This is a genomic window from Pseudomonas sp. 8_5_2, assembly GCF_059295255.1.
In genome coordinates, this window is the sequence record NZ_CM181238.1 from 5,603,738 (window position 1) to 5,623,895 (window position 20,158).

A 20,158-nucleotide genomic window follows, 5' to 3' on the forward strand; every position below is an offset into this window, starting at 1 on the left:
TCATCCCCGCCCGGCGTTCCTTTCGGAAACCTGGCTGTTCAGCGTCCAGAAGTCATACAGCACGCCCACCAGGAACAGGCCGCCGGTGAAGAAGTAGATGATCGCGGTCACCCACTTCCCCTGATACAGCCGGTGCAGGCCAAAAATCCCGAGGAAGGTCAGCAGGATCCAGGCGATGTTGTAGTCGATGCGCCCGGACTGGAACCTCAGGTCAGCCTCACGGTCCATGGACGGGATCAGGAACAGGTCGATCAGCCAGCCGATACCCAGCAGGCCGAAGGTGAAGAACCAGATGGTCCCGGTTATCGGCTTGCCGTAGTAGAAGCGATGCGAGCCGGTGAAGCCGAAAATCCACAGCAGGTAGCCAATGACCTTGCTGTGCGTGTCGTGAAAGGGCGCCCCCTGTTGATAACTGTTCATTCATAGCCCCTTTGGGTTATCTGAAAATTTTCTAAGAAAAAATGTGACTTTTTGATCGCAGGCCGACGTATGGCAGCCGTTGAATCGACCAACGGATCAAAGATTGATCAAAAAGCTGTTATAAAGTTGCGCGCCTAACACATAACTATTCATAAGAGCTTCATCTATGCCGCCTTTACTCAAGACATGGCTGACCCTCTGCCTATTATTGCCCCTGGCAGCCCACGCCACCAATCGTGAGCAACGTCTTCCCAATGGTTTCACCGGCTACACCACCAATGCCTCGGTGAAACACGCACCGGTCAAGCAGACCGCGCTGCGCGCCCGGCCTGGCAACGCCGCCAGCAGCAGCCGCAGCATGCCGGTCGCCGCCATGTCGCCGAAGCAGAGCAGCGACGTGCTCAGCCGTGCGGTGAACGTACTCGGCACCCCCTACGTCTGGGGTGGCAGCAGCCCGAAAAAAGGCTTCGATTGCAGTGGCCTGGTGAAGTACGCCTTCAACGATGTCGCTGACGTCGACCTGCCGCGCACCTCCAACGCCATGGCCCAGGGCCACGGCGTCAAGGTAGCCAAAGGTGACCTGAAGCCCGGCGACCTGATTTTCTTCAACATCAAAAGCCGCCGGGTAAACCACGTTGCCATCTACCTGGGCAACGATCGCTTTATTCACGCCCCGCGGCGTGGCAAGCGGGTGAGCATCGACAACCTGAGCAAGCCTTACTGGCAGAAGCATTACGTAGTGGCCAAGCGGGTGCTGCCGAAAGAACAGCAGCAGCTGAGCCTGGCCAAGCGTTGACAGGTGCGGCCTCTTCGCGGGTAAACCCTTGAAGAGGCTGGCACAAACACTACCAGTCCCTGATCAACCCTTTCTCTTTCAGCCTCCGCAAAGCCCCCTCCATCGTCCGCATCCCCTGCGCCCCACCCGCCTGCATCACCGAACACAACTGCGCCATCCGCCCTTCCCTGACCAGGTTGCGCACCGCCGGTGTCGCCACCAGCACCTCCCGCGCGGCAACCAGCCCACCATCTGCACGCTTGACCAGCACCTGCGCCACCACCAAGCGCAACGACTCGGCCAGCATTGCCCGCACCAACGGCTTCTCCTCGGCAGCAAAGACCTCAACCAACCGGTCAATGCTGCTCATTGCTGACCGTGTGTGTACGGTCGCCAGCACCAGGTGCCCCGTCTCGGCGGCCCGCAGCGCCAGGCGAATGGTTTCCAGGTCTCGCAGCTCACCAATCATGATCACGTCCGGGTCCTGGCGCAGCGCACTGCGCAACCCCTGGGCAAAGCTGCTGCAATGGCGGCCGATCTCGCGCTGGTTGATCAGGCTACGCTGGCTGCTGTGGATAACCTCCACCGGGTCTTCCAGGGTGATGATATGCAGCGCCCGATCCCGGTTCAGCTGATCAATTACCGTCGCCAGGGTGCTGGACTTGCCGCTGCCAGTCGGCCCACCCACGAGAATCAAGCCATCACGGCATTGCGCAACAGCTTGAAACACATCAGCGAGGTCGAGCTCATCCACCGTGGCAATGCACCCCGGGATCAGGCGCCAGGTAACCCCAGCGCCGTTCAACTGGCGAAACAGGTTGAGCCGAAAGCGCCCGAGTCCGGGCAGTTCCAGCGCCAGGTCCAGTTCATCGCCGTGGCCCCACTGCCGGCTCTGGTCTTCATCCAGCACCGCGGCCATGGCGTCGATCAGCGCAGCCTGGCCCAAAGGTGGTAGCGCCATGCGCCGCAACTCGCCATCCAGGCGCAGCATCGGTATCTGGCCCGCTGCCAGGTGCAGGTCCGAAGCCCCTGCGTCCAGGGCCCGGGCCAATAGGTCGGTCACATCCATGAGACTCCCCAACGGCCTTCAAGTAGGTAGAATGCGGCAGACCCTACAGCTGCCGGCATCGATCCATGTCCACCCTAGCAGACAACCTTTCCGCGATTTCCGCCCGCATCGCCAGTGCTGCCCAGGCTGCCGGGCGTGAGCCGACCAGCGTCCAGTTGCTGGCCGTGAGCAAGACCAAGCCCGCCAGCGCCATCCGTGAGGTCCACGCCGCTGGCGTACGCGACTTCGGTGAAAACTACCTACAGGAAGCGCTGACAAAGCAGCAGGAACTCAGAGACCTACCCTTGATCTGGCACTTCATCGGCCCCATTCAGTCGAACAAGACCAAAGCCATTGCCGAGCATTTCGACTGGGTACATTCCGTGGACCGCCTGAAAATCGCCCAACGCCTGTCGGAGCAGCGCCCTGCCGGGCTGGCGCCGCTGAATATCTGCCTGCAGGTGAATGTCAGTGGCGAAGACAGCAAGTCCGGCTGCGCCCCCGCCGACCTGCCAGCCTTGGCCAAGGCGGTGGCTGCGCTGCCCAACCTGCATCTGCGCGGCCTGATGGCCATTCCCGAGCCCACCGTTGACCGTGCAGCTCAGGAGCGCGCCTTCGCCAGCCTGCGCCAACTGCAGGAAGAACTTGTGCTTGGCCTGGACACCCTGTCCATGGGCATGAGCCACGACCTGGAAGCCGCCATCGCACAGGGCGCAACCTGGGTACGGATCGGCACCGCCCTGTTCGGTGCCCGCGACTACAGCAACCATGCCTGACTCCATGCTTAACTCACTCTTTTCCAAAAGGACCTGACATGAGCAAGACCCGTATAGCCTTTATCGGCGCCGGCAACATGGCCGCCAGCCTGATCGGTGGTCTGCGTGCCCAGGGCCTGGACGCCTCGCATATCCGCGCCAGCGACCCGGGCGCCGACACCCGCACCCGCATCCAGGCCGAACACGGCATTGCAACCTTCGAGGACAACGCCCAGGCCATCGACGGTGCCGACGTGATCGTGCTCGCGGTCAAGCCGCAGGTCATGAAAGCCGTGTGCCAAGCCTTGCAACCCCACCTGCAGGACGGCCAGCTGATCGTTTCCATCGCCGCAGGCATCACCTGCGCCAGCCTGCAAAGCTGGGTGGGCGCTCGCCCGGTGGTGCGCTGCATGCCCAACACCCCGGCACTGCTGCGCCAGGGTGTCAGCGGCCTGTATGCCACCGCCGAAGTGTCCGAAGCACAACGCCAACAGGCCGAACAACTGCTGTCAGCCGTCGGCACTGCCCTGTGGTTACAGCAGGAACAGCAGCTGGACGCCGTGACCGCCGTCTCCGGCAGCGGCCCGGCGTACTTCTTCCTGTTGATCGAGGCCATGACGGCAGCGGGCGAAAAACTCGGCCTGCCGCGCGAAACCGCGTCCCAGCTGACCTTGCAGACGGCCCTGGGCGCCGCCCGTATGGCGGTAGCCAGCGACGTCGATGCCGCCGAACTGCGCCGCCGTGTGACCTCGCCTGCCGGCACCACCGAAGCGGCGATCAAGTCGTTCCAGGCCAGCGGCTTCGAAGCCATCGTCGAGCAGGCGCTGCAGGCTGCGGCCACACGTTCCGCCGAGCTGGCCGAGCAACTGGGCAAATAAGGAGCTTTAAATGAATGCACTGTCCGGCGCCGCGATCTTCGTGGTGCAAACCCTGGTCAGCCTGTACCTGGTGATCGTTCTGCTGCGCTTCGTCCTGCAACTGGTCAAGGCCAACTTCTACAACCCCCTGTGCCAGTTCGCCGTCCGCGCCACACAGCCTCTGCTCAAGCCGATCCGCCGTGTCATCCCGAGTGTCGCCGGTCTGGACACCTCGTCGCTGCTGCTGGCGATCATCATCCAGGCCCTGTTGATGGGCTTTGTGCTGATGGTTACCTACGGCACCTTCGGCGACGTGCTGCACCTGCTGATGTGGGCGATCATCGGCATCACCTCGCTGTTCCTGAAGATTTTCTGGGTAGCGATGATCGTCATGGTGATCGTTTCGTGGGTTGCCCCCAACAGCCACAACCCCGCGGCCGAGCTGGCCTACCAGATCAGCGAGCCGGTGCTGGCGCCGTTCCGCCGCATCGTGCCCAACCTGGGTGGCATGGATATTTCGCCGATTTTCGCCTTCCTGGCTATCCAGGTGATCCAGTCGTTCGTCATGCCCCCGCTGGCTGCCTACGCCGGCATGCCACAAGAACTGTGGCGCATGATCTGAGCCTCAACTGACCTTGGTTGCCCCCGGCGCAAGCCTTCGCTTGCCGCTGGGGGTAGCGCTCTTTAGACTTACGCCTCCGTCAAGCGTGAGCAGGGTCGATGTCCACTGTCTTTCCCGAAGATTCCGTCGGTCTGGTAGTACCGCAAACCGCCCGGTTCGATGAACCGCTGGCCCTGGCCTGTGGCCGTTCGCTGGCCAGTTATGAACTGGTCTACGAGACCTATGGCACCCTGAACGCCAGCGCGAGCAACGCCGTGCTGATCTGCCATGCCCTGTCCGGCCACCACCATGCCGCTGGCTATCACGCCGCCACCGACCGCAAGCCGGGCTGGTGGGACAGCTGCATCGGCCCCGGCAAGCCCATCGACACCAACCGGTTCTTCGTGGTCAGCCTGAACAACCTCGGCGGCTGCAATGGCAGTACCGGCCCCAGCAGCACCAACCCTGCCACCGGCAAACCGTATGGCGCCGACTTCCCGGTACTGACCGTGGAAGACTGGGTGCACAGCCAGGTACGCCTGGGCGAGCGCCTTGGCATCCAGCAATGGGCCGCCATCGTCGGCGGCAGCCTGGGCGGCATGCAGGCGCTGCAATGGACCATCAGCTACCCCGACCGCGTGCGCCACTGCATCGACATCGCTTCGGCGCCCAAGCTGTCGGCACAGAACATCGCCTTCAACGAAGTAGCGCGCCAGGCCATTCTTACCGACCCCGAATTCCACGGTGGTTCATTCCAGGACCAGGGTGTGATCCCCAAGCGCGGGCTGATGCTGGCGCGCATGGTCGGCCATATCACCTACCTGTCCGACGACTCGATGGGTGAAAAATTCGGCCGTGAGCTGAAGAGCGACAAGCTCAACTACGACTTCCACAGCGTCGAGTTCCAGGTCGAAAGCTATCTGCGCTACCAGGGCGAGGAGTTTTCCGGGCGTTTCGACGCCAACACCTACCTGCTGATGACCAAGGCGCTGGACTACTTCGACCCGGCAGCTGCCCAGGGCGGCGACCTGGCTGCCACGCTGGCCCACGTCAAGGCGGACTACTGCATCATGTCGTTCACCACCGACTGGCGCTTCTCCCCAGCGCGCTCACGCGAGATCGTCGACGCATTGATGGCCGCACGCAAGAACGTCTGCTACCTGGAGATCGACTCGCCCTACGGGCACGATGCCTTCCTGATCCCCACACCTCGCTACATGCAGGGTTTCTCGAACTACATGAACCGCATTGCCATCTGAGGACAGCATGAGAGCCGATCTGGAAATCATCCACGACTGGATCCCCGCCGGCAGCCGGGTACTCGACCTGGGCTGCGGCAGCGGCGAACTGCTGGCCTCGCTGCGTGACCGCAAGCAGGTCACCGGCTATGGCCTGGAGATCGACGCCGACAACATTGCCGCGTGCGTGGCCAAGGGTGTCAACGTCATCGAGCAGGACCTGGACAAAGGCCTGGGCAACTTCGCCAGCAACAGTTTCGACGTGGTGATCATGACCCAGGCCCTGCAGGCCGTGGAGTACCCTGACCGCATCCTCGACGAGATGCTGCGTGTGGGCCGTCAGTGCATCATCACTTTCCCCAACTTCGGCCACTGGCGCTGCCGTTGGTACCTGGCGACCAAAGGCCGCATGCCGGTGTCGGACTTCATGCCGTATACCTGGTACAACACGCCGAACATCCACTTCTGCACATTCGCCGACTTCGAGGAACTGGTGCACGAGCGCAGGGCCAAGGTGCTCGACCGCCTGGCAGTCGACCACTTGCATCGCAACGGGTGGGTCGGCCGGCTTTGGCCTAATCTTCTAGGTGAGATCGGCATCTATCGCGTCAGCAGCCCGGGCCTGCAACAGCACCAGGTCGCAGTCTGACGCCCCGCGGAGGAATCACCCCATGCGTCGCCTGACCCTGCTCCTGATCAGCCTGTGCCTGGCCCTGCCGGTGCTGGCTGCCGATGCCGCCCGCCCCGAGCGCAAGGAAGTGTTTGGCGATGTGACGGTGCACTACAGCGCCTTCACATCGAGCATGCTCACACCCGAGGTGGCCGCAGCCACCGGCCTGGTGCGCAGCAAGAACCAGGGTGTGCTCAACGTTGCAGTGCTCAAGGCCAACAAGCCTGCCACGGCGTTAGTCAGCGGCACGGTCAAGGACCTGACCGGGCGCAGCAGCCCGCTGTCGTTCAAACAGATTACCGAACCGGGCGCGGTGTACTACATCGCCCAGTTCAAGATCGAACAGCCCGAAACCGTCACCTTCGACCTGAATATCGAAACCGGCGGCATCAGCAACTCCCTCAGCTTCAACCAGGAAGTGTTCCCAGGCGAATGATGAATTTCCAGCAACTCGTATTGGCCAGCCACAACGCCGGCAAACTCAAGGAGCTCCAGGCCATGCTCGGCCAGTCTGTGCAACTGCGCTCGATCGGCGAGTTCAGCCAGGTCGAGCCGGAAGAGACCGGCCTGTCGTTCGTTGAAAACGCCATCCTCAAGGCACGCAATGCCGCACGCATTTCCGGCCTGCCGGCCCTGGCCGACGATTCGGGCCTGGCGGTGGACTTTCTCGGCGGCGCACCGGGCATCTACTCGGCGCGCTATGCCGATGGCAAGGGCGACGCGGCAAACAACGCCAAGCTGCTCGAAGCCCTGAAAGACGTGCCGGAAGCCGAACGCGGTGCCCAGTTCGTCTGCGTGCTGGCGCTGGTGCGGCATGCCGACGACCCGCTGCCGATCCTGTGCGAAGGCCTGTGGCACGGGCGCATTCTGCTCCAGGCCAGCGGCGAGCACGGTTTTGGCTACGACCCGCTGTTCTGGGTACCAGAGCGCAACTGCTCCAGCGCCGACCTGGCCCCGGTAGACAAGAACCAGCTCAGCCACCGCGCCCGCGCCATGGTCCTGCTGCGCCAACGTCTGGGCCTGGCATGATCGCGACGCTGTCCCATTCCGGCGTGGCCGGCTTTACCAGCCTGCCGCCGCTGGCGCTGTACATCCACATCCCGTGGTGCGTACGCAAATGCCCGTACTGCGACTTCAACTCCCACGCTGCCGGCCCTGAACTGCCGGAAGACGCCTACGTCGCCGCCCTGTTGACCGACCTCGACCAGGAGCTGGCCGCCGTACAGGGCCGCCCGATCAGCTCGATCTTTTTCGGCGGCGGCACCCCTAGCCTGTTCAGTGCCAATGCCCTTGGCCAGCTGCTGCGGGGCGTGAAGCAGCGCATCCCGTTCGCGCCCGACATCGAGATCACCCTGGAGGCCAACCCCGGCACGTTCGAGCAGGACAAGTTCAAGGCCTATCGGCAGACCGGCATCAACCGCCTTTCGATCGGCGTGCAGAGCTTCCAGCCGGCCAAGCTGCAGGCGTTGGGGCGCATCCACAATGGTGATGAAGCGATCCGCGCCGCCGGCATGGCACGCGCCGCCGGCTTCGACAACTTCAACATGGACCTGATGCACGGGCTGCCCGACCAGTCGCTGGACGACGCACTGGGCGATCTGCGCCAGGCCATCGACCTGGGGCCGACCCACTTGTCGTGGTATCAGTTGACCGTGGAGCCGAACACGGTGTTCTGGAACCAGCCACCCGAGCTGCCGGAGGACGACATTCTCTGGGACATCCAGGAAGCCGGCCAGGCGCTGATGGCCAGGCACGGTTTCCGGCAGTACGAGGTTTCGGCCTATGCCCAGCCAGACCGTGCTGCCCGGCACAACCTCAACTACTGGCGCTTTGGCGACTTCATCGGCATCGGCGCCGGCGCACACGGCAAGCTGACCTTTGCCGACGGGCGCATCCTGCGTACCTGGAAAACCCGCCTGCCCAAGGACTACCTGAACCTGGCCAAGCCGTTCAAGGCCGGCGAGAAGCTGCTGCCAGTGGACGAGCTGCCGTTCGAGTTCCTGATGAATGCGCTGCGCCTCACCGATGGCGTGGAGGCTGAACTGTTCACTCAGCGCACCGGATTGCCACTGGAGCAACTGCGCGAGGCACGCCGTGCTGCCGAACAAAAAGGCCTTTTGCAGGTCGAACCGGATCGACTGGCAGCCACGCCACGGGGCCAGTTGTTCCTCAATGACCTGCTGCAGTATTTCTTGACCTAAGGACGACCCATGGATCTGGTACTTGATCTGCTTGCGACGGTTTCCCGCTGGAGCCGCGGCAACCTGTCGGAGATTTCGCTGGCCTTGGTAGGCTGCCTGCTGGTGCTGTTTGGCAGCGATGTCAAAGGCTGGGCCGAACAACGCCTGGGCAGTCTGGCGGGTGCCCTGCGCGTGCCGTTCATGGCACTGATGGTGATGATCGGCAGCGGTGCGGCGCTGATCTATGCCACGCCTTGGGTGGTCAAGGGGCTGAGCCAGTTCAACAACTATGCGTTGGCGCCGGTATTATTGGTGGTGCTGGTGATCATTGGCGTGGTGGCTGACCGCCGCGGGTAAGCCTGCTAAAAGCTGCCCCGGAGAACCAGGGCAGCCCTACCACCCGACTACCCTTTAGCGGGCGTCATCGAAGTGATCGCGCATGAAATCCCGACATTTTCGTGTGGAGGGTTTTCAGTGACGCCCCGGAGCGAAAGGATACTCAGTCCTGTCGCTCACATAAAAAAACCGCCTTTCTCAAGGCGGTTTTTTTGCGCCTGCATTTCTGCAGGCAGCAGCGCACCGAAAGGCCGGATCAGCCGATCAATCCACCTTCTCGAACTTCAAGTCCCACACCCCATGCCCCAACCGCTCACCGCGACGTTCGAACTTGGTGATCGGGCGCTCTTCAGGGCGTGGCACGTAGCTGCCGTCGGCTGCAAGGTTGCGGTAGCCCGGGGCCGCGCTCATCACTTCAAGCATGTACTCGGCATACGGCTCCCAGTCAGTGGCCATGTGGAACACGCCACCGGGCTTGAGCTTGCGCCGTACCAGCTCGGCGAATTCCAGCTGGACGATGCGGCGCTTGTGATGGCGCGCCTTGTGCCATGGGTCGGGGAAGAACAGCATCAAGCGGTCGAGGCTGTTGTCCGCCACGCAGCGGTTCAGCACTTCGATCGCATCGCAGTCATACACCCGCAGGTTCTTCAGCCCCTGGGTCAGCACGCCGTTGAGCAGCGCGCCAACACCCGGGCGGTGCACTTCCACGCCGATGAAGTCCTGATCAGGCGCGGCAGCCGCCATTTCCAGCAGGGAATGGCCCATGCCGAAGCCGATCTCCAGGGTGCGCGGCGCCGAACGGCCGAATACCTGGTCGTAGTCCACCGGGCTGTCGGCCAGCGGCAGGATGTACAGCGGGCCGCCCTGGTCCAGGCCGCGCTGCTGGCCTTCGGTCATGCGCCCGGCGCGCATCACGAAACTCTTGATGCGGCGGTGCGGGCGGGCTTCGCCGTCAGGGGTGCTCGGCGTATCGTGCGATTCAGTCATCTGTGGCTCTTACTTGATCAGACCATCCAGCGGCGAAGAGGCGCTGGCGTAGAGTTTCTTCGGCATGCGGCCGGCCAGGTAGGCCAGGCGACCAGCGACGATGGCGTGCTTCATGGCTTCGGCCATCAGCACCGGCTGCTGGGCATGGGCGATGGCCGAGTTCATCAGCACGGCCTCGCAACCCATCTCCATGGCAATGGTGGCGTCGGAAGCGGTACCCACGCCGGCATCGACCAGCACCGGTACCTTGGATTCTTCCAGGATGATCTGCAGGTTGTAGGGGTTGCAGATCCCCAGGCCGGTACCGATCAGGCCAGCCAGGGGCATGACCGCGATGCAGCCGGCTTCGGCCAGCTGACGGGCGATGATCGGGTCATCGCTGGTGTACACCATCACGTCGAAACCGTCCTTGACCAGCACTTCGGCGGCCTTGAGGGTTTCGATCACGTTGGGGAACAGGGTCTTCTGGTCGGCCAGCACTTCCAGTTTCACCAGCGTCCGGGACTCATGCGATTTGCGCCCATCGAGCAGTTCGCGCGCCAGCCGGCAAGTGCGTACGGCTTCCACCGCATCGAAGCAGCCTGCGGTGTTCGGCAGGATGGTGTATTTGTCGGGAGACAGCACGTCGAGCAGGTTCGGCTCGCCCGCATTCTGGCCAAGGTTGGTGCGGCGCACGGCGACAGTGACGATTTCGGCACCCGAGGCCTCGGTGGCCAGGCGGGTTTCTTCCATGTCACGGTACTTGCCGGTGCCGACCAGCAGGCGCGACTGGAAAGTACGCCCGGCCAGGGTGAAGGGCTTGTCGCTACGAACGTTGCTCATCGTTGTTCCTCGGGAAAAGGTTGCAGGGCTTGCTTGTGAACCGCCGGGCTGCTGTCAGCCGCCACCGATGGCGTGGACCACTTCGACCTGGTCGCCGTCGTTCAGCAGCGTGCTGTCGTGCTGGCTACGCGGCACGATGTCCAGGTTCAGTTCCACTGCAACCCGGCGCCCGCCCAGCTCCAGACGCGTCAGCAGGGCTGCAACGCTCTCGCCGGCAGGCAGTTCGTAAGGTTCACCGTTCAGTTGAATGCGCATGCGCACGGCCACCATTGTTCTTTGGGGCCCGCATTCTAGCGCCGAACCACCCTGCAACCCAAGGGCGGTGCACGCCATTAGTCGCGATTGTGGACCACTTGGTCAGCCCAGCCGCCAGGCTGCCAGGCCCAGGCACAGCCAGCCGGCGAGGAAGCACAGGCCGCCGATTGGGGTGATGATGCCCAGCTTGCTCACGCCGCTGAGGGTCAGCAGGTACAGGCTGCCGGAGAACAGCACAATGCCCAGGGCGAACAGGCCGCCGGCCCAGCCGACCAGGCGCCCCGGCAGGTGCGCTGAAAGCACCGCAACGGCAAGGATCGCCAGGGTATGGACCAACTGGTAGGTCACACCGGTGTGGAAAATCGCCAGGTAGTCCGCCGTCAGCCGGTTCTTCAGGCCGTGGGCAGCGAAGGCACCCAGGGCGACCCCGGTAAAGCCGAAAAAGGCGGCAAGCATGAGGAAGCTGCGAAGCATGGGACGACTCCTAGGATCGGGTCTGTATAATGGCCCCTTCCACCCGTACGGCCAAGCCATCGACATGCTGCCAACCCTTCTTCGCCGCCTCACCCGTGCCCTGCTCTGGTTTGCTGCCGGCAGCATCGTGCTGGTGCTGGTGTTTCGCTGGGTGCCGCCGCCCGGCACTGCCCTGATGGTCGAGCGCAAGGTACAGTCCTGGGTGAATGGCGAGCCGATCGACCTGCAGCGCGACTGGCAGCCGTGGGAAAACATTTCCGACGAGCTCAAGGTCGCGGTCATCGCTGGCGAAGACCAGAAGTTCGCCAGCCACTGGGGTTTTGACATCCCGGCCATCCAGGCGGCACTGGCCTACAACGAGCGCGGTGGCAGCGTGCGTGGTGCCAGCACCCTCACTCAGCAGGTGGCCAAGAACCTGTTCCTGTGGTCGGGCCGCAGTTGGCTGCGCAAGGGCCTGGAGGCCTGGTTCACCGCGCTGATCGAATTGTTCTGGTCGAAAGAACGAATTCTCGAGGTTTATCTGAACAGTGCCGAGTGGGGCAAGGGTGTATTTGGCGCCCAGGCAGCGGCGCGCTATCACTTTGGCGTCGATGCCAGCCGGCTCAGCCGTCAGCAGGCCGCGCAGCTGGCGGCGGTGCTGCCGAGCCCGATCAAGTGGAGTGCCAGCCGGCCGAGTGCCTACGTGGCCAGCCGTGCCGGATGGATTCGCCGGCAGATGAGCCAGTTGGGTGGGCCCAGCTATCTGATGCAGCTCGACACTCCGCGGAAGCTTTAAGGGCCTTTTCGCGGGCACGCCCGCGAAGAGGCCCTTGAAGCCACAAACAAAAAAGCCGCTCACCCGATCAGGGCCAGCGGCTTTTCAGTGCAGCCAAGGCTGGATCAAACAGCGATCAACGCCTTGACCTTGTTCATCGCATTCTTCTCCAGCTGGCGAATGCGCTCAGCCGAAACGCTGTACTTGTCCGCCAGCTCATGCAACGTGGCTTTCTCTTCGGCCAACCAGCGCTGATACAGAATGTCGCGGCTACGCTCGTCCAGCCCTTGCAGCGCTTCATGCAGGTTGCTGGTGGAGTTATCGCTCCAGTCGGCATCCTCCAGCTGCACCGCCGGGTCGTACCGGTGGTCTTCCAGGTAATGCGCAGGCGACTGGAAGGCGCTGTCGTCGTCAGCTTCCGCTGCCGGGTCGAAGGCCATGTCCTGGCCGCTGAGGCGGCTTTCCATCTCGCGCACTTCACGCGGCTCGACGCCAAGGCTTTCCGCTACGCGATGCACTTCGTCGTTGTTCAGCCAGGCCAGGCGCTTTTTCTGGCTGCGCAGGTTGAAGAACAGCTTGCGCTGGGCCTTGGTGGTAGCCACCTTGACGATGCGCCAGTTGCGCAGGATGAACTCGTGGATCTCTGCCTTGATCCAGTGCACGGCGAAAGACACCAGGCGCACGCCCATTTCCGGGTTGAAGCGTTTGACGGCTTTCATCAGGCCGACGTTGCCCTCCTGGATCAGGTCGGCCTGGGCCAACCCGTAGCCGGCGTAGCTACGGGCAATGTGTACGACAAAACGCAGGTGGGCCATCACCATTTGACGAGCGGCCTCGACATCCTGCTCATAATAGAGACGCTCGCCCAGATCCCGCTCCTGCTCGACCGTCAGCAGCGGGATGCTGTTGACCGTGTGCACATAGGCTTCCAGGTTTGCACCGGGTACCAGGGCATAGGCAGGTTGCAACGATGTGGTCATTCAAGAACCTCCGACTTACCAGACTCGCACCTTGTGGGTGCTGCCAACATTGACCTGGAACGACGGTACAAGTTCCAAAGTGAAGAAAATGTCAATGCTGGCACGTAAAAACTATCGCGGCGCCAGCTCGTTCAGGTGGCGGGCGACTGCAATCCATGCACCGATATACCCCAACAGCACCGCTCCGATCAAGAGCGACAGACCATCGGACGCCGGCACCCCGCCCAAGGCGAAGTCACTGCCGTACAGCCCGGAAAGCCCTACTACGGCCTCGTTCAGCCAGTTCAGGCCAAACGCCAGGATGGCCCACGCCAACAGGCCCGCACCCAGGCCATACAGGGCGCCCATGTACAGGAAAGGCCGGCGTACATAGGCGTCGGTGCCACCTACCAGCTTGATCACTTCGATCTCGACACGGCGGTTTTCAATATGTAGACGAATTGTGTTACCGATTACTAACAGCAGGGCCGAAATCAGCATCACGGCCAGGCCGAAGACGAAACGGTCACCCAGCTTGAGAATCGCCGCCAGACGCTCGACCCACACCAGGTCAAGCTGTGCCACTTCAACCCGCGGCAGCTCCGAAAGCCGCTGACGCAGGGCTTCCAGCGCCGGTTTGTCGACCTCGGTCGGGGTCACCACCACCACACCAGGCAGCGGATTATCAGGCAGTTCACGCAAGGCCTCGCCCAGGCCGGATTGCTGCTGGAACTCCTCCAGCGCCTGCTCGCGGCTGACATACTGGGCGTCCGACACCCCCGGCATACCCTTGATCTCGTCGCGCAGCGCCTCGCCATCGCGGCTACCGGCATCGAGCTTGAGGTATAGCGAAATCTGCGCAGCGCGCTGCCACGAGCCACCCAACTGTTCGACGTTCTTCAGCAGCAACGACAAGCCCATGGGCATGCTCAGCGCCACCGCCATCACCAGGCAGGTAAAGAAGCTGCCGATAGGCTGCTTGCCAAGGCGGCGCAGGCTGTCGGCCATGCTGGCACGGTGGCTTTCCAGCCAGGCATGCAGCAGGGTGCGAAAATCCGGGCCGTCATCGTCTTCACCGCGCTTTTTCTTCGTCGGCTGCGGGTCGGCCGGCTTCGGCGCAACCCGCTCGGAAACTTTCGGCGTACGTGTAGTGCTCATTGCCCGGCCTCCCCATCGCCGATCAAGCGGCCGCGCTGCAAGGTCAGCATGCGGTGGCGCATGCGCGCAATCAGTGCCAGGTCGTGGCTGGCGATCAATACCGTGGTACCCAGGCGGTTGATGTCCTCGAACACGCCCATGATCTCTGCAGCCAGGCGCGGGTCGAGGTTACCGGTGGGTTCGTCGGCCAGCAGCAGGGCCGGCTGGTGAACGATGGCGCGGGCAATACCTACCCGTTGCTGCTGCCCGGTGGACAGATCGGCCGGAAACAGCTCGCCTTTGTCGGCCAGCGATACACGCTCCAGCGCCGAGTCCACCCGTTTGCTGATCTCTGCCTTGGACAGGCCCAGAATCTGCAGCGGCAGGGCAATGTTGTTGAACACCGTGCGGTCGAACAGCAGTTGGTGATTCTGGAACACCACGCCGATCTGCCGGCGCAGGAACGGGATCTGCGCATTGCTGATCTGGCCCAGGTCCTGGCCTGCCAGCAGCAGTTTGCCACTGGTCGGGCGTTCCATGGCCAGCAGCAGGCGCAGCAGGGTACTTTTGCCAGCACCCGAGTGGCCTGTGACGAACAGGAATTCGCCCCGGCGCGCCCGGAAACTCAGTTCATGCAAACCCACATGACCATTGGGATAGCGCTTGGCAACCTGTTCGAATCGGATCATGGTCAGTCTCGCTCGGCGAACAGAGCCTTGACGAACGGCTCGGCTTCAAAGGTGCGCAGGTCGTCGATGCCTTCACCGACACCGATGAAGCGGATGGGCAGCTTGAACTGCTTGGCCAGGGCGAAGATCACCCCGCCCTTGGCAGTACCGTCCAGCTTGGTCAGGGCCAGGCCGGTCAGTTCGACGCTCTGGTTGAAGTACTTGGCCTGGCTGATGGCGTTCTGGCCGGTGCCGGCATCGAGCACCAGCAGCACCTCGTGCGGCGCGTCGGCATCGAGCTTGCCGATGACCCGGCGAACCTTTTTCAGCTCCTCCATCAGGTTGTCCTTGGTGTGCAGGCGGCCGGCAGTGTCGGCGATCAGCACATCGGCGCCACGGGCCTTGGCGGCTTGCACCGCATCGAAGATCACCGAGGCGGAGTCGGCACCGGTGTGCTGAGCGATGACCGGGATCTGGTTGCGCTCGCCCCACACCTGTAACTGCTCGACCGCTGCAGCGCGGAAGGTATCGCCAGCGGCCAGCATCACCTTCTTGCCTTCAAGCTGCAGCTTCTTGGCCAGCTTGCCGATGGTGGTGGTTTTGCCGGCGCCGTTCACGCCAACAACCAGGATCACGTAGGGCTTGTTCTGCGCCTGCACCTTCAGCGGCTGCTCGACCGGGCGCAGCAGCGCGGCCAGCTCTTCCTGCAGCGACTTGTACAGGGCATCGGCATCGGCCAGCTGCTTGCGCGCGACCTTCTGGGTCAGGTTCTGGACGATGGCCGACGTGGCTTCCACGCCGACGTCGGCGGTCAGCAGGCGGGTTTCGATTTCGTCGAGCAGGTCGTCATCGATGACTTTCTTGCCCATGAACAGGCTGGCCATGCCCTCGCCGATGCTGGCGCTGGTCTTCGACAGGCCCTGCTTGAGGCGGGCGAAGAAGCCGGGTTTGGCCTGCTCGGCCACGGCGGGCGCGGCTTCAGCCTGTGGTTCGACGACGGTGGTCGCGACCGCGGCGGTGGCCACCGGCGCAGCAGGCGCTGGCTCAGGACGCTCAGGGATGACGGGCGGCGCTTTGGGCTCCAGATCTGGCACCAGGGCCACAGGCTCTTCGGCAACTGGCAATACCAGGTTGCTGACTGGCGCGGCCTGCTCGACGACCGGGCCAGGCTCCGCCGGCGCGGCCTGGACCGGCTGCACGGCTGGTGCATCCAGCGGCGGCACCGCGACCGGCTCCGGAGCCGGCAACGGCTGAACGGCAACCGGTTCAGCCTCGGAGGCTTCGACTACCGGGTACTGGACGGATTCCGCGACCTGCGTCGGCTCAACCAGCGGCGCAGCCGCAGGGGCCTTGACGGGCTCGGCGGCATGCGGTGTTTCGGCAGGCGATACCTCGACCGGAGCGGCTACTGGCGGCTCGACGGCGGGGGCTTCATTCGCGGGCAAGTCGGGTTGCTGCGGTTTCTTGCGAAACCAGCTGAACAGGCCTTTCTTTTCACCAGCCTCGGCCGGCGCTTTCTTGTCGTCGTTGGAACCAAACATGGAAGACGGCTATCTCAGGGTAGCGATGAGCCAGCAATGGCGCATCGGGAATTCTTTCTACGCAGAACAGACTATCTTGAAGCCGGCTGGTTCATGCGCAACGTTTTGTCGAAGTGTCCTGTGGGCCAGAACGGCGACAGGCATGGTCGCCAGGCAACCGGATCAGTATCCTAGCATCTCCTGGCCCGCCGACGCTAAACCCAGCAGGCCGCCGAACAGGTTAAACACCGTATGAATGCTCTAGCCCGCCGCGCCGCTGGCCTGTTGCTCGGCACGCTCTGCCTGCCGCTCGCGGCCTTGGCCGCCGATGTGCAACCCACCCACGAATTCATCCTCGACAATGGCCTGAAAGTGGTCGTGCGCGAGGACCACCGCGCCCCGGTGGTGGTCTCGCAGATCTGGTACAAGGTCGGCTCCAGCTATGAAACCCCGGGCCAGACCGGGCTTTCCCATGCGCTGGAACACATGATGTTCAAGGGCAGCGCCAAAGTCGGCCCCGGCGAAGCATCGCGCATCCTGCGCGACCTCGGCGCCGAAGAAAATGCCTTTACCAGCGACGATTACACCGCCTATTACCAGGTATTGGCCCGCGACCGCCTGCCGGTAGCCCTGGAGCTGGAAGCCGACCGCCTGGCCAGCCTGCGCCTGCCCGCCGACGAGTTCAGCCGCGAAATCGAGGTAATCAAGGAAGAACGCCGCCTGCGCACCGATGACCAGCCCAATTCCAAGGCGTTCGAGCTGTTCCGCGCCATGGCCTACCCGGCCAGCGGCTACCACACCCCGACCATCGGCTGGATGGCCGACCTGGAGCGCATGAAGGTCGAGGAGCTGCGCCACTGGTATGAATCCTGGTACGCGCCCAACAACGCCACCCTGGTGGTGGTCGGCGATGTCACCGCCGACGAGGTCAAGGGCCTGGCGCAGAAGTACTTCGGCGCCATCCCCAAGCGCCCGGTGCCGCCGGCCAAACTGCCCCTGGAGCTGGCCGAACCTGGCCAGCGCCAGCTGACCCTGCACGTACGCACCCAGCTGCCCAGCCTGATCTACGGCTTCAACGTCCCCGGCCTGCCCACCGCCAAGGAGCCGCGCACGGTGCATGCCCTGCGCCTGATCTCGGCCCTGCTCGACGGTGGCTACAGCGCCCGCATGCCGGCGCGCCTGGAGCGTGGCCAGGAGCTGGTAGCCGGCGCCTCATCCAGCTACAACGCCTTCACCCGCGGCGACAGCCTGTTCCTGATCTCGGCCACGCCGAACGTGCAAAAGCAGAAAACCCTCGCCGATGTCGAAAAGGGCGTGTGGCAGCTGCTTGACGAACTCAAGACCACACCGCCCAGCGCCGAGGAACTCGAACGCGTGCGCGCCCAGGTCATCGCTGGCCTGGTCTACGACCGCGACTCCATCAGCAGCCAGGCCACCACCATTGGCCAGCTGGAAACCGTCGGCCTGTCCTGGAAGCTTATCGACAGCGAGCTGGACGAGCTCAAGCGCGTGACCCCGCAGGACATCCAGAACGCCGCGCGCACCTACTTCACCCGCGAACGCCTGAGCGTTGCCCATGTACTGCCCGAGGAGTCCGCTCATGAGTGATCGCCGCGCATCACGCCCAACCTTGCTGGCCACGGGCATCCGCGCCCTGACGCTGACAGCAGTGCTGGTCACCCCGGCCATGGCGGATAACGCAGCAAAGGCCGACAGCAGCGCCGCGCGCCCGGCCAACACGTTGCAGTCGCTGGCCGAACTGGATGGCAAGGCACCCAGCCGGCGTGAGCTGAACATCCAGCACTGGACCACCGCCGAAGGCGCCCGGGTGCTGTTCGTCGAAGCCCGCGAACTGCCCATGTTCGACCTGCGCGTAACCTTCGCTGCCGGCAGCAGCCAGGACGGCGGCACACCTGGCCTGGCAGCCCTGACCAACGCCATGCTCAACGAGGGCGTGGCCGGCAAGGATGTGACCGCCATCGCCGAGGGCTTCGAAGGCCTGGGCGCGGATTTTGGCAACGGCTCCTACCGCGACATGGCCGTGGCCTCGCTACGCAGCCTCAGCGCCAAGGACAAGCGTGAGCCGGCGCTCAAGCTGTTCTCCGAGGTAGCCGGCAAACCGACTTTCCCGGAAGACGCCCTCAAGCGCATCAAGAACCAGATGCTGGCCGGTTTCGAATACGAGAAGCAGAACCCAGGCAAGATTGCCGGCAAGGCGCTGTTCGGCAAGCTCTACGGCGATCACCCGTACGCTCACCCGAGCGACGGCACTGCCGAAAGCGTCACCGGCATTACCCTCGACCAGCTGCGTGCGTTCCACGCCAAGGCCTACACCGGCAGCAACGCGGTCATAGCCCTGGTCGGCGACCTCAGCCGCGCCGAAGCCGAGGCCATTGCCGCACAGGTATCGGACGGCCTGCCAAAAGGCCCGGCGCTCGCCGCACCTGCCCAGCCTGCAGAAGCCAAGGCCGGTCTGACGCACATCGACTTCCCGTCCAAGCAGACCCACCTGATGCTGGCCGAGCTCGGCATCGACCGCCAGGACCCGGACTGGCCGGCCTTGTCGCTGGGCAACCAGATCCTCGGCGGCGGCGCATTCGGCACCCGCCTGATGAGCGAAGTACGTGAAAAGCGCGGCCTCACTTATGGCGTGTACTCGGTGTTCAGCCCGATGCAGGTGCGTGGTCCGTTCATGATCAACCTGCAAACCCGCGCCGAACTCAGCGAAGGCACGCTCAAGCTGGTGCAGGATATTCTTGCCGACTACCTCAAGACCGGCCCCACCCAGCAGGAGCTGGACGATGCCAAGCGCGAACTGGCCGACAGCTTCCCGCTGTCCAATGCCAGCAACGCCAGTATCGTCGGCCAACTGGGCGCCATTGGTTTCTACAACCTGCCGCTGACCTGGCTGGAGGACTTCATGCAGCAGTCCCAGGCCCTGACCGTCGAGCAGGTCAAGGCGGCCATGAACAAACACCTGTCAGCCGATAAACTGGTTATCGTCACCGCCGGCCCGAAAGTGCCGCAACAACCGCTGCCAGCACCTACTGACAAGCCCTCCGAGCAAGCGCTCGGGGTACCGGAGCACTAATGCCAAGATCCACCTCCCCCGCCCGCCCGCAGACGGGCCAAAGCAAGGGCCAGGGCCACCTGCGCATTATCGCCGGCGAGTGGCGCAGCCGCCGCCTGGCGGTGCCCGAGGGCGAGGGCCTGCGGCCAACGCCCGACCGCGTGCGCGAAACCGTGTTCAACTGGTTGGCCCCGTATATCGAGGGTGCCCAGGTACTGGATGCCTTCACCGGCAGCGGTGCCCTGGTGCTCGAAGCCCTGTCACGCGGGGCCGAAAATGCTGTGGCGCTGGACAGTAACGCGGCAGCCATCGCCAACCTGAAGAACAACCTCGAACTGCTGCGCTGCCCGCGCGGGCAAATCCTGCAGACCGACGCCCTGCGCTACCTGCAAGGCCCGGCCAAGCAGCAGTTCGACGTGGTGTTCCTCGACCCGCCGTTCCATCAGGACCTGCTGGCCAATACCTGCAACCTGCTGGAGCAAAATGGGTGGCTGCGCGAGCAAGCCTGGGTCTACACCGAAAGCGAGGCTGCGCCGTCTAGCCTGCAGATGCCCGGCAGCTGGCGCCTGCACCGCGAGAAAAAAACCGGCCAGGTGCATTACGCGCTGTGGCAGCGGGGCTAAACAAGTAGT

24 protein-coding genes are annotated in these 20,158 nt (G+C 63.7%); 14 read left to right on the forward strand and 10 right to left on the reverse strand.

Annotated features, from left to right (window positions below; translation table 11 throughout):
* Positions 1-420 carry an NINE protein gene (locus AC5O5R_RS25570; RefSeq protein ID WP_172288272.1) on the reverse strand — a complete coding sequence of 140 codons (420 nt, stop codon included), beginning with the start codon at positions 418-420 and terminating at the stop codon, positions 1-3.
* Between the two features lie 166 nt (positions 421-586).
* Between AC5O5R_RS25570 and AC5O5R_RS25575 the strand changes: the two genes are divergently transcribed.
* The gene (locus AC5O5R_RS25575) at positions 587-1,216 is read left to right on the forward strand and encodes a C40 family peptidase (protein WP_172226039.1); all 630 of its coding nucleotides are present in this window, start codon (positions 587-589) and stop codon (positions 1,214-1,216) included.
* A gap of 49 nt (positions 1,217-1,265) precedes the next feature.
* Here AC5O5R_RS25575 and AC5O5R_RS25580 read toward each other — a convergent pair whose 3' ends face one another.
* On the reverse strand, positions 1,266-2,264 hold the full coding sequence (locus AC5O5R_RS25580) for a type IV pilus twitching motility protein PilT (protein ID WP_494514820.1): 999 nt from the start codon (positions 2,262-2,264) through the stop codon (positions 1,266-1,268).
* Positions 2,265-2,329: 65 nt separating this feature from the next.
* Between AC5O5R_RS25580 and AC5O5R_RS25585 the strand changes: the two genes are divergently transcribed.
* From AC5O5R_RS25585 to AC5O5R_RS25625, 9 genes are all read left to right on the forward strand, one after another.
* Complete coding sequence (locus AC5O5R_RS25585; protein ID WP_494514821.1) at positions 2,330-3,019, forward strand: YggS family pyridoxal phosphate-dependent enzyme; 690 nt, start codon at positions 2,330-2,332, stop codon at positions 3,017-3,019.
* Positions 3,020-3,057: 38 nt separating this feature from the next.
* Positions 3,058-3,876: a pyrroline-5-carboxylate reductase gene (gene proC, locus AC5O5R_RS25590; protein ID WP_172226030.1), complete on the forward strand. Its 819-nt coding sequence runs from the start codon at positions 3,058-3,060 to the stop codon at positions 3,874-3,876.
* Between the two features lie 10 nt (positions 3,877-3,886).
* Positions 3,887-4,477, forward strand: coding sequence for a YggT family protein (locus tag AC5O5R_RS25595; protein WP_172226027.1), 591 nt, complete (start codon positions 3,887-3,889; stop codon positions 4,475-4,477).
* A 98-nt stretch (positions 4,478-4,575) separates the two neighbouring features.
* Positions 4,576-5,715: a homoserine O-succinyltransferase MetX gene (metX, locus tag AC5O5R_RS25600; RefSeq protein ID WP_172226024.1), complete on the forward strand. Its 1,140-nt coding sequence runs from the start codon at positions 4,576-4,578 to the stop codon at positions 5,713-5,715.
* Between the two features lie 7 nt (positions 5,716-5,722).
* Positions 5,723-6,343 (forward strand): methionine biosynthesis protein MetW, encoded by a 621-nt coding sequence (gene metW, locus AC5O5R_RS25605; RefSeq protein ID WP_494511800.1) that lies wholly within the window; start codon positions 5,723-5,725, stop codon positions 6,341-6,343.
* A gap of 22 nt (positions 6,344-6,365) precedes the next feature.
* A complete protein-coding gene (locus AC5O5R_RS25610) occupies positions 6,366-6,800 on the forward strand; it encodes a DUF4426 domain-containing protein (protein ID WP_172228376.1) in 435 nt (144 codons plus the stop codon).
* Positions 6,797-7,393: an RdgB/HAM1 family non-canonical purine NTP pyrophosphatase gene (gene rdgB, locus AC5O5R_RS25615; protein WP_172228374.1), complete on the forward strand. Its 597-nt coding sequence runs from the start codon at positions 6,797-6,799 to the stop codon at positions 7,391-7,393. Before AC5O5R_RS25610 ends, rdgB begins: the two co-directional genes overlap by 4 nt.
* Entirely contained in the window at positions 7,390-8,565 is a 1,176-nt protein-coding gene (gene hemW, locus AC5O5R_RS25620) for a radical SAM family heme chaperone HemW (RefSeq protein WP_494514822.1), read from the forward strand. Before rdgB ends, hemW begins: the two co-directional genes overlap by 4 nt.
* A gap of 9 nt (positions 8,566-8,574) precedes the next feature.
* Positions 8,575-8,901: a DUF3392 domain-containing protein gene (locus AC5O5R_RS25625; protein ID WP_172228370.1), complete on the forward strand. Its 327-nt coding sequence runs from the start codon at positions 8,575-8,577 to the stop codon at positions 8,899-8,901.
* 243 nt (positions 8,902-9,144) lie between these two features.
* On the opposite strand, the gene trmB is transcribed toward AC5O5R_RS25625, so the two are convergent.
* The 4 genes from trmB to AC5O5R_RS25645 form a co-directional block, all read right to left on the reverse strand.
* Positions 9,145-9,867 carry a tRNA (guanosine(46)-N7)-methyltransferase TrmB gene (gene trmB / locus AC5O5R_RS25630; RefSeq protein WP_172287393.1) on the reverse strand — a complete coding sequence of 241 codons (723 nt, stop codon included), beginning with the start codon at positions 9,865-9,867 and terminating at the stop codon, positions 9,145-9,147.
* Between the two features lie 9 nt (positions 9,868-9,876).
* Entirely contained in the window at positions 9,877-10,689 is an 813-nt protein-coding gene (locus AC5O5R_RS25635) for a thiazole synthase (RefSeq protein ID WP_028698437.1), read from the reverse strand.
* 54 nt (positions 10,690-10,743) lie between these two features.
* The gene (gene thiS / locus AC5O5R_RS25640; protein WP_172228366.1) at positions 10,744-10,944 is read right to left on the reverse strand and encodes a sulfur carrier protein ThiS; all 201 of its coding nucleotides are present in this window, start codon (positions 10,942-10,944) and stop codon (positions 10,744-10,746) included.
* A 102-nt stretch (positions 10,945-11,046) separates the two neighbouring features.
* Positions 11,047-11,418, reverse strand: coding sequence for a DUF423 domain-containing protein (locus tag AC5O5R_RS25645; RefSeq protein ID WP_172228364.1), 372 nt, complete (start codon positions 11,416-11,418; stop codon positions 11,047-11,049).
* Positions 11,419-11,482: 64 nt separating this feature from the next.
* Here AC5O5R_RS25645 and mtgA point away from each other — a divergent pair, with 64 nt between their 5' ends.
* Positions 11,483-12,193 carry a monofunctional biosynthetic peptidoglycan transglycosylase gene (gene mtgA / locus AC5O5R_RS25650; protein ID WP_172228362.1) on the forward strand — a complete coding sequence of 237 codons (711 nt, stop codon included), beginning with the start codon at positions 11,483-11,485 and terminating at the stop codon, positions 12,191-12,193.
* Between the two features lie 104 nt (positions 12,194-12,297).
* Here the strand turns inward: mtgA and rpoH are convergent, their stop codons facing one another.
* The 4 genes from rpoH to ftsY all read right to left on the reverse strand — a co-directional run bounded on the left by rpoH (position 12,298) and on the right by ftsY (position 16,477).
* Entirely contained in the window at positions 12,298-13,152 is an 855-nt protein-coding gene (gene rpoH / locus AC5O5R_RS25655) for an RNA polymerase sigma factor RpoH (protein WP_015272155.1), read from the reverse strand.
* 111 nt (positions 13,153-13,263) lie between these two features.
* Positions 13,264-14,289, reverse strand: a complete 1,026-nt coding sequence (ftsX, locus tag AC5O5R_RS25660; RefSeq protein ID WP_172287394.1) for a permease-like cell division protein FtsX — start codon at positions 14,287-14,289, stop codon at positions 13,264-13,266.
* Positions 14,286-14,957, reverse strand: coding sequence for a cell division ATP-binding protein FtsE (ftsE, locus tag AC5O5R_RS25665; protein ID WP_172287395.1), 672 nt, complete (start codon positions 14,955-14,957; stop codon positions 14,286-14,288). The genes ftsX and ftsE overlap by 4 nt, the downstream gene beginning before the upstream one ends.
* Positions 14,958-14,959: 2 nt before the next feature.
* Positions 14,960-16,477 carry a signal recognition particle-docking protein FtsY gene (ftsY, locus tag AC5O5R_RS25670; RefSeq protein WP_172228356.1) on the reverse strand — a complete coding sequence of 506 codons (1,518 nt, stop codon included), beginning with the start codon at positions 16,475-16,477 and terminating at the stop codon, positions 14,960-14,962.
* A 231-nt stretch (positions 16,478-16,708) separates the two neighbouring features.
* Between ftsY and AC5O5R_RS25675 the strand changes: the two genes are divergently transcribed.
* Genes AC5O5R_RS25675 through rsmD form a run of 3 tightly spaced genes read left to right on the forward strand, consistent with a single transcriptional unit; the run spans position 16,709 to position 20,149 of the window.
* Positions 16,709-18,064, forward strand: a complete 1,356-nt coding sequence (locus AC5O5R_RS25675) for a M16 family metallopeptidase (RefSeq protein ID WP_172233070.1) — start codon at positions 16,709-16,711, stop codon at positions 18,062-18,064.
* Positions 18,057-19,547 carry a M16 family metallopeptidase gene (locus tag AC5O5R_RS25680; RefSeq protein ID WP_494514823.1) on the forward strand — a complete coding sequence of 497 codons (1,491 nt, stop codon included), beginning with the start codon at positions 18,057-18,059 and terminating at the stop codon, positions 19,545-19,547. Before AC5O5R_RS25675 ends, AC5O5R_RS25680 begins: the two co-directional genes overlap by 8 nt.
* Positions 19,547-20,149, forward strand: a complete 603-nt coding sequence (gene rsmD / locus AC5O5R_RS25685; protein ID WP_172227235.1) for a 16S rRNA (guanine(966)-N(2))-methyltransferase RsmD — start codon at positions 19,547-19,549, stop codon at positions 20,147-20,149. The genes AC5O5R_RS25680 and rsmD overlap by 1 nt, the downstream gene beginning before the upstream one ends.
* The last annotated feature ends 9 nt before the right edge of the window (positions 20,150-20,158 follow it).

What these genes read in the sequence shown, in the direction of transcription:
- rdgB (WP_172228374.1), top strand. Translation starts at nt 6,797, where the DNA reads ATGATGAATTTCCAGCAACTCGTATTGGCCAGCCACAACGCCGGCAAA.
- proC (WP_172226030.1), top strand. Translation starts at nt 3,058, where the DNA reads ATGAGCAAGACCCGTATAGCCTTTATCGGCGCCGGCAACATGGCCGCC.
- AC5O5R_RS25645 (WP_172228364.1), bottom strand. Translation starts at nt 11,418, where the DNA reads ATGCTTCGCAGCTTCCTCATGCTTGCCGCCTTTTTCGGCTTTACCGGG.
- AC5O5R_RS25575 (WP_172226039.1), top strand. Translation starts at nt 587, where the DNA reads ATGCCGCCTTTACTCAAGACATGGCTGACCCTCTGCCTATTATTGCCC.
- ftsY (WP_172228356.1), bottom strand. Translation starts at nt 16,477, where the DNA reads ATGTTTGGTTCCAACGACGACAAGAAAGCGCCGGCCGAGGCTGGTGAA.
- rpoH (WP_015272155.1), bottom strand. Translation starts at nt 13,152, where the DNA reads ATGACCACATCGTTGCAACCTGCCTATGCCCTGGTACCCGGTGCAAAC.
- AC5O5R_RS25610 (WP_172228376.1), top strand. Translation starts at nt 6,366, where the DNA reads ATGCGTCGCCTGACCCTGCTCCTGATCAGCCTGTGCCTGGCCCTGCCG.
- AC5O5R_RS25675 (WP_172233070.1), top strand. Translation starts at nt 16,709, where the DNA reads ATGAATGCTCTAGCCCGCCGCGCCGCTGGCCTGTTGCTCGGCACGCTC.
- AC5O5R_RS25580 (WP_494514820.1), bottom strand. Translation starts at nt 2,264, where the DNA reads ATGGATGTGACCGACCTATTGGCCCGGGCCCTGGACGCAGGGGCTTCG.
- AC5O5R_RS25635 (WP_028698437.1), bottom strand. Translation starts at nt 10,689, where the DNA reads ATGAGCAACGTTCGTAGCGACAAGCCCTTCACCCTGGCCGGGCGTACT.
- metX (WP_172226024.1), top strand. Translation starts at nt 4,576, where the DNA reads ATGTCCACTGTCTTTCCCGAAGATTCCGTCGGTCTGGTAGTACCGCAA.
- trmB (WP_172287393.1), bottom strand. Translation starts at nt 9,867, where the DNA reads ATGACTGAATCGCACGATACGCCGAGCACCCCTGACGGCGAAGCCCGC.
- AC5O5R_RS25595 (WP_172226027.1), top strand. Translation starts at nt 3,887, where the DNA reads ATGAATGCACTGTCCGGCGCCGCGATCTTCGTGGTGCAAACCCTGGTC.
- ftsE (WP_172287395.1), bottom strand. Translation starts at nt 14,957, where the DNA reads ATGATCCGATTCGAACAGGTTGCCAAGCGCTATCCCAATGGTCATGTG.
- AC5O5R_RS25585 (WP_494514821.1), top strand. Translation starts at nt 2,330, where the DNA reads ATGTCCACCCTAGCAGACAACCTTTCCGCGATTTCCGCCCGCATCGCC.
- metW (WP_494511800.1), top strand. Translation starts at nt 5,723, where the DNA reads ATGAGAGCCGATCTGGAAATCATCCACGACTGGATCCCCGCCGGCAGC.
- AC5O5R_RS25680 (WP_494514823.1), top strand. Translation starts at nt 18,057, where the DNA reads ATGAGTGATCGCCGCGCATCACGCCCAACCTTGCTGGCCACGGGCATC.
- ftsX (WP_172287394.1), bottom strand. Translation starts at nt 14,289, where the DNA reads ATGAGCACTACACGTACGCCGAAAGTTTCCGAGCGGGTTGCGCCGAAG.
- thiS (WP_172228366.1), bottom strand. Translation starts at nt 10,944, where the DNA reads ATGCGCATTCAACTGAACGGTGAACCTTACGAACTGCCTGCCGGCGAG.
- AC5O5R_RS25570 (WP_172288272.1), bottom strand. Translation starts at nt 420, where the DNA reads ATGAACAGTTATCAACAGGGGGCGCCCTTTCACGACACGCACAGCAAG.
- mtgA (WP_172228362.1), top strand. Translation starts at nt 11,483, where the DNA reads ATGCTGCCAACCCTTCTTCGCCGCCTCACCCGTGCCCTGCTCTGGTTT.
- hemW (WP_494514822.1), top strand. Translation starts at nt 7,390, where the DNA reads ATGATCGCGACGCTGTCCCATTCCGGCGTGGCCGGCTTTACCAGCCTG.
- AC5O5R_RS25625 (WP_172228370.1), top strand. Translation starts at nt 8,575, where the DNA reads ATGGATCTGGTACTTGATCTGCTTGCGACGGTTTCCCGCTGGAGCCGC.
- rsmD (WP_172227235.1), top strand. Translation starts at nt 19,547, where the DNA reads ATGCCAAGATCCACCTCCCCCGCCCGCCCGCAGACGGGCCAAAGCAAG.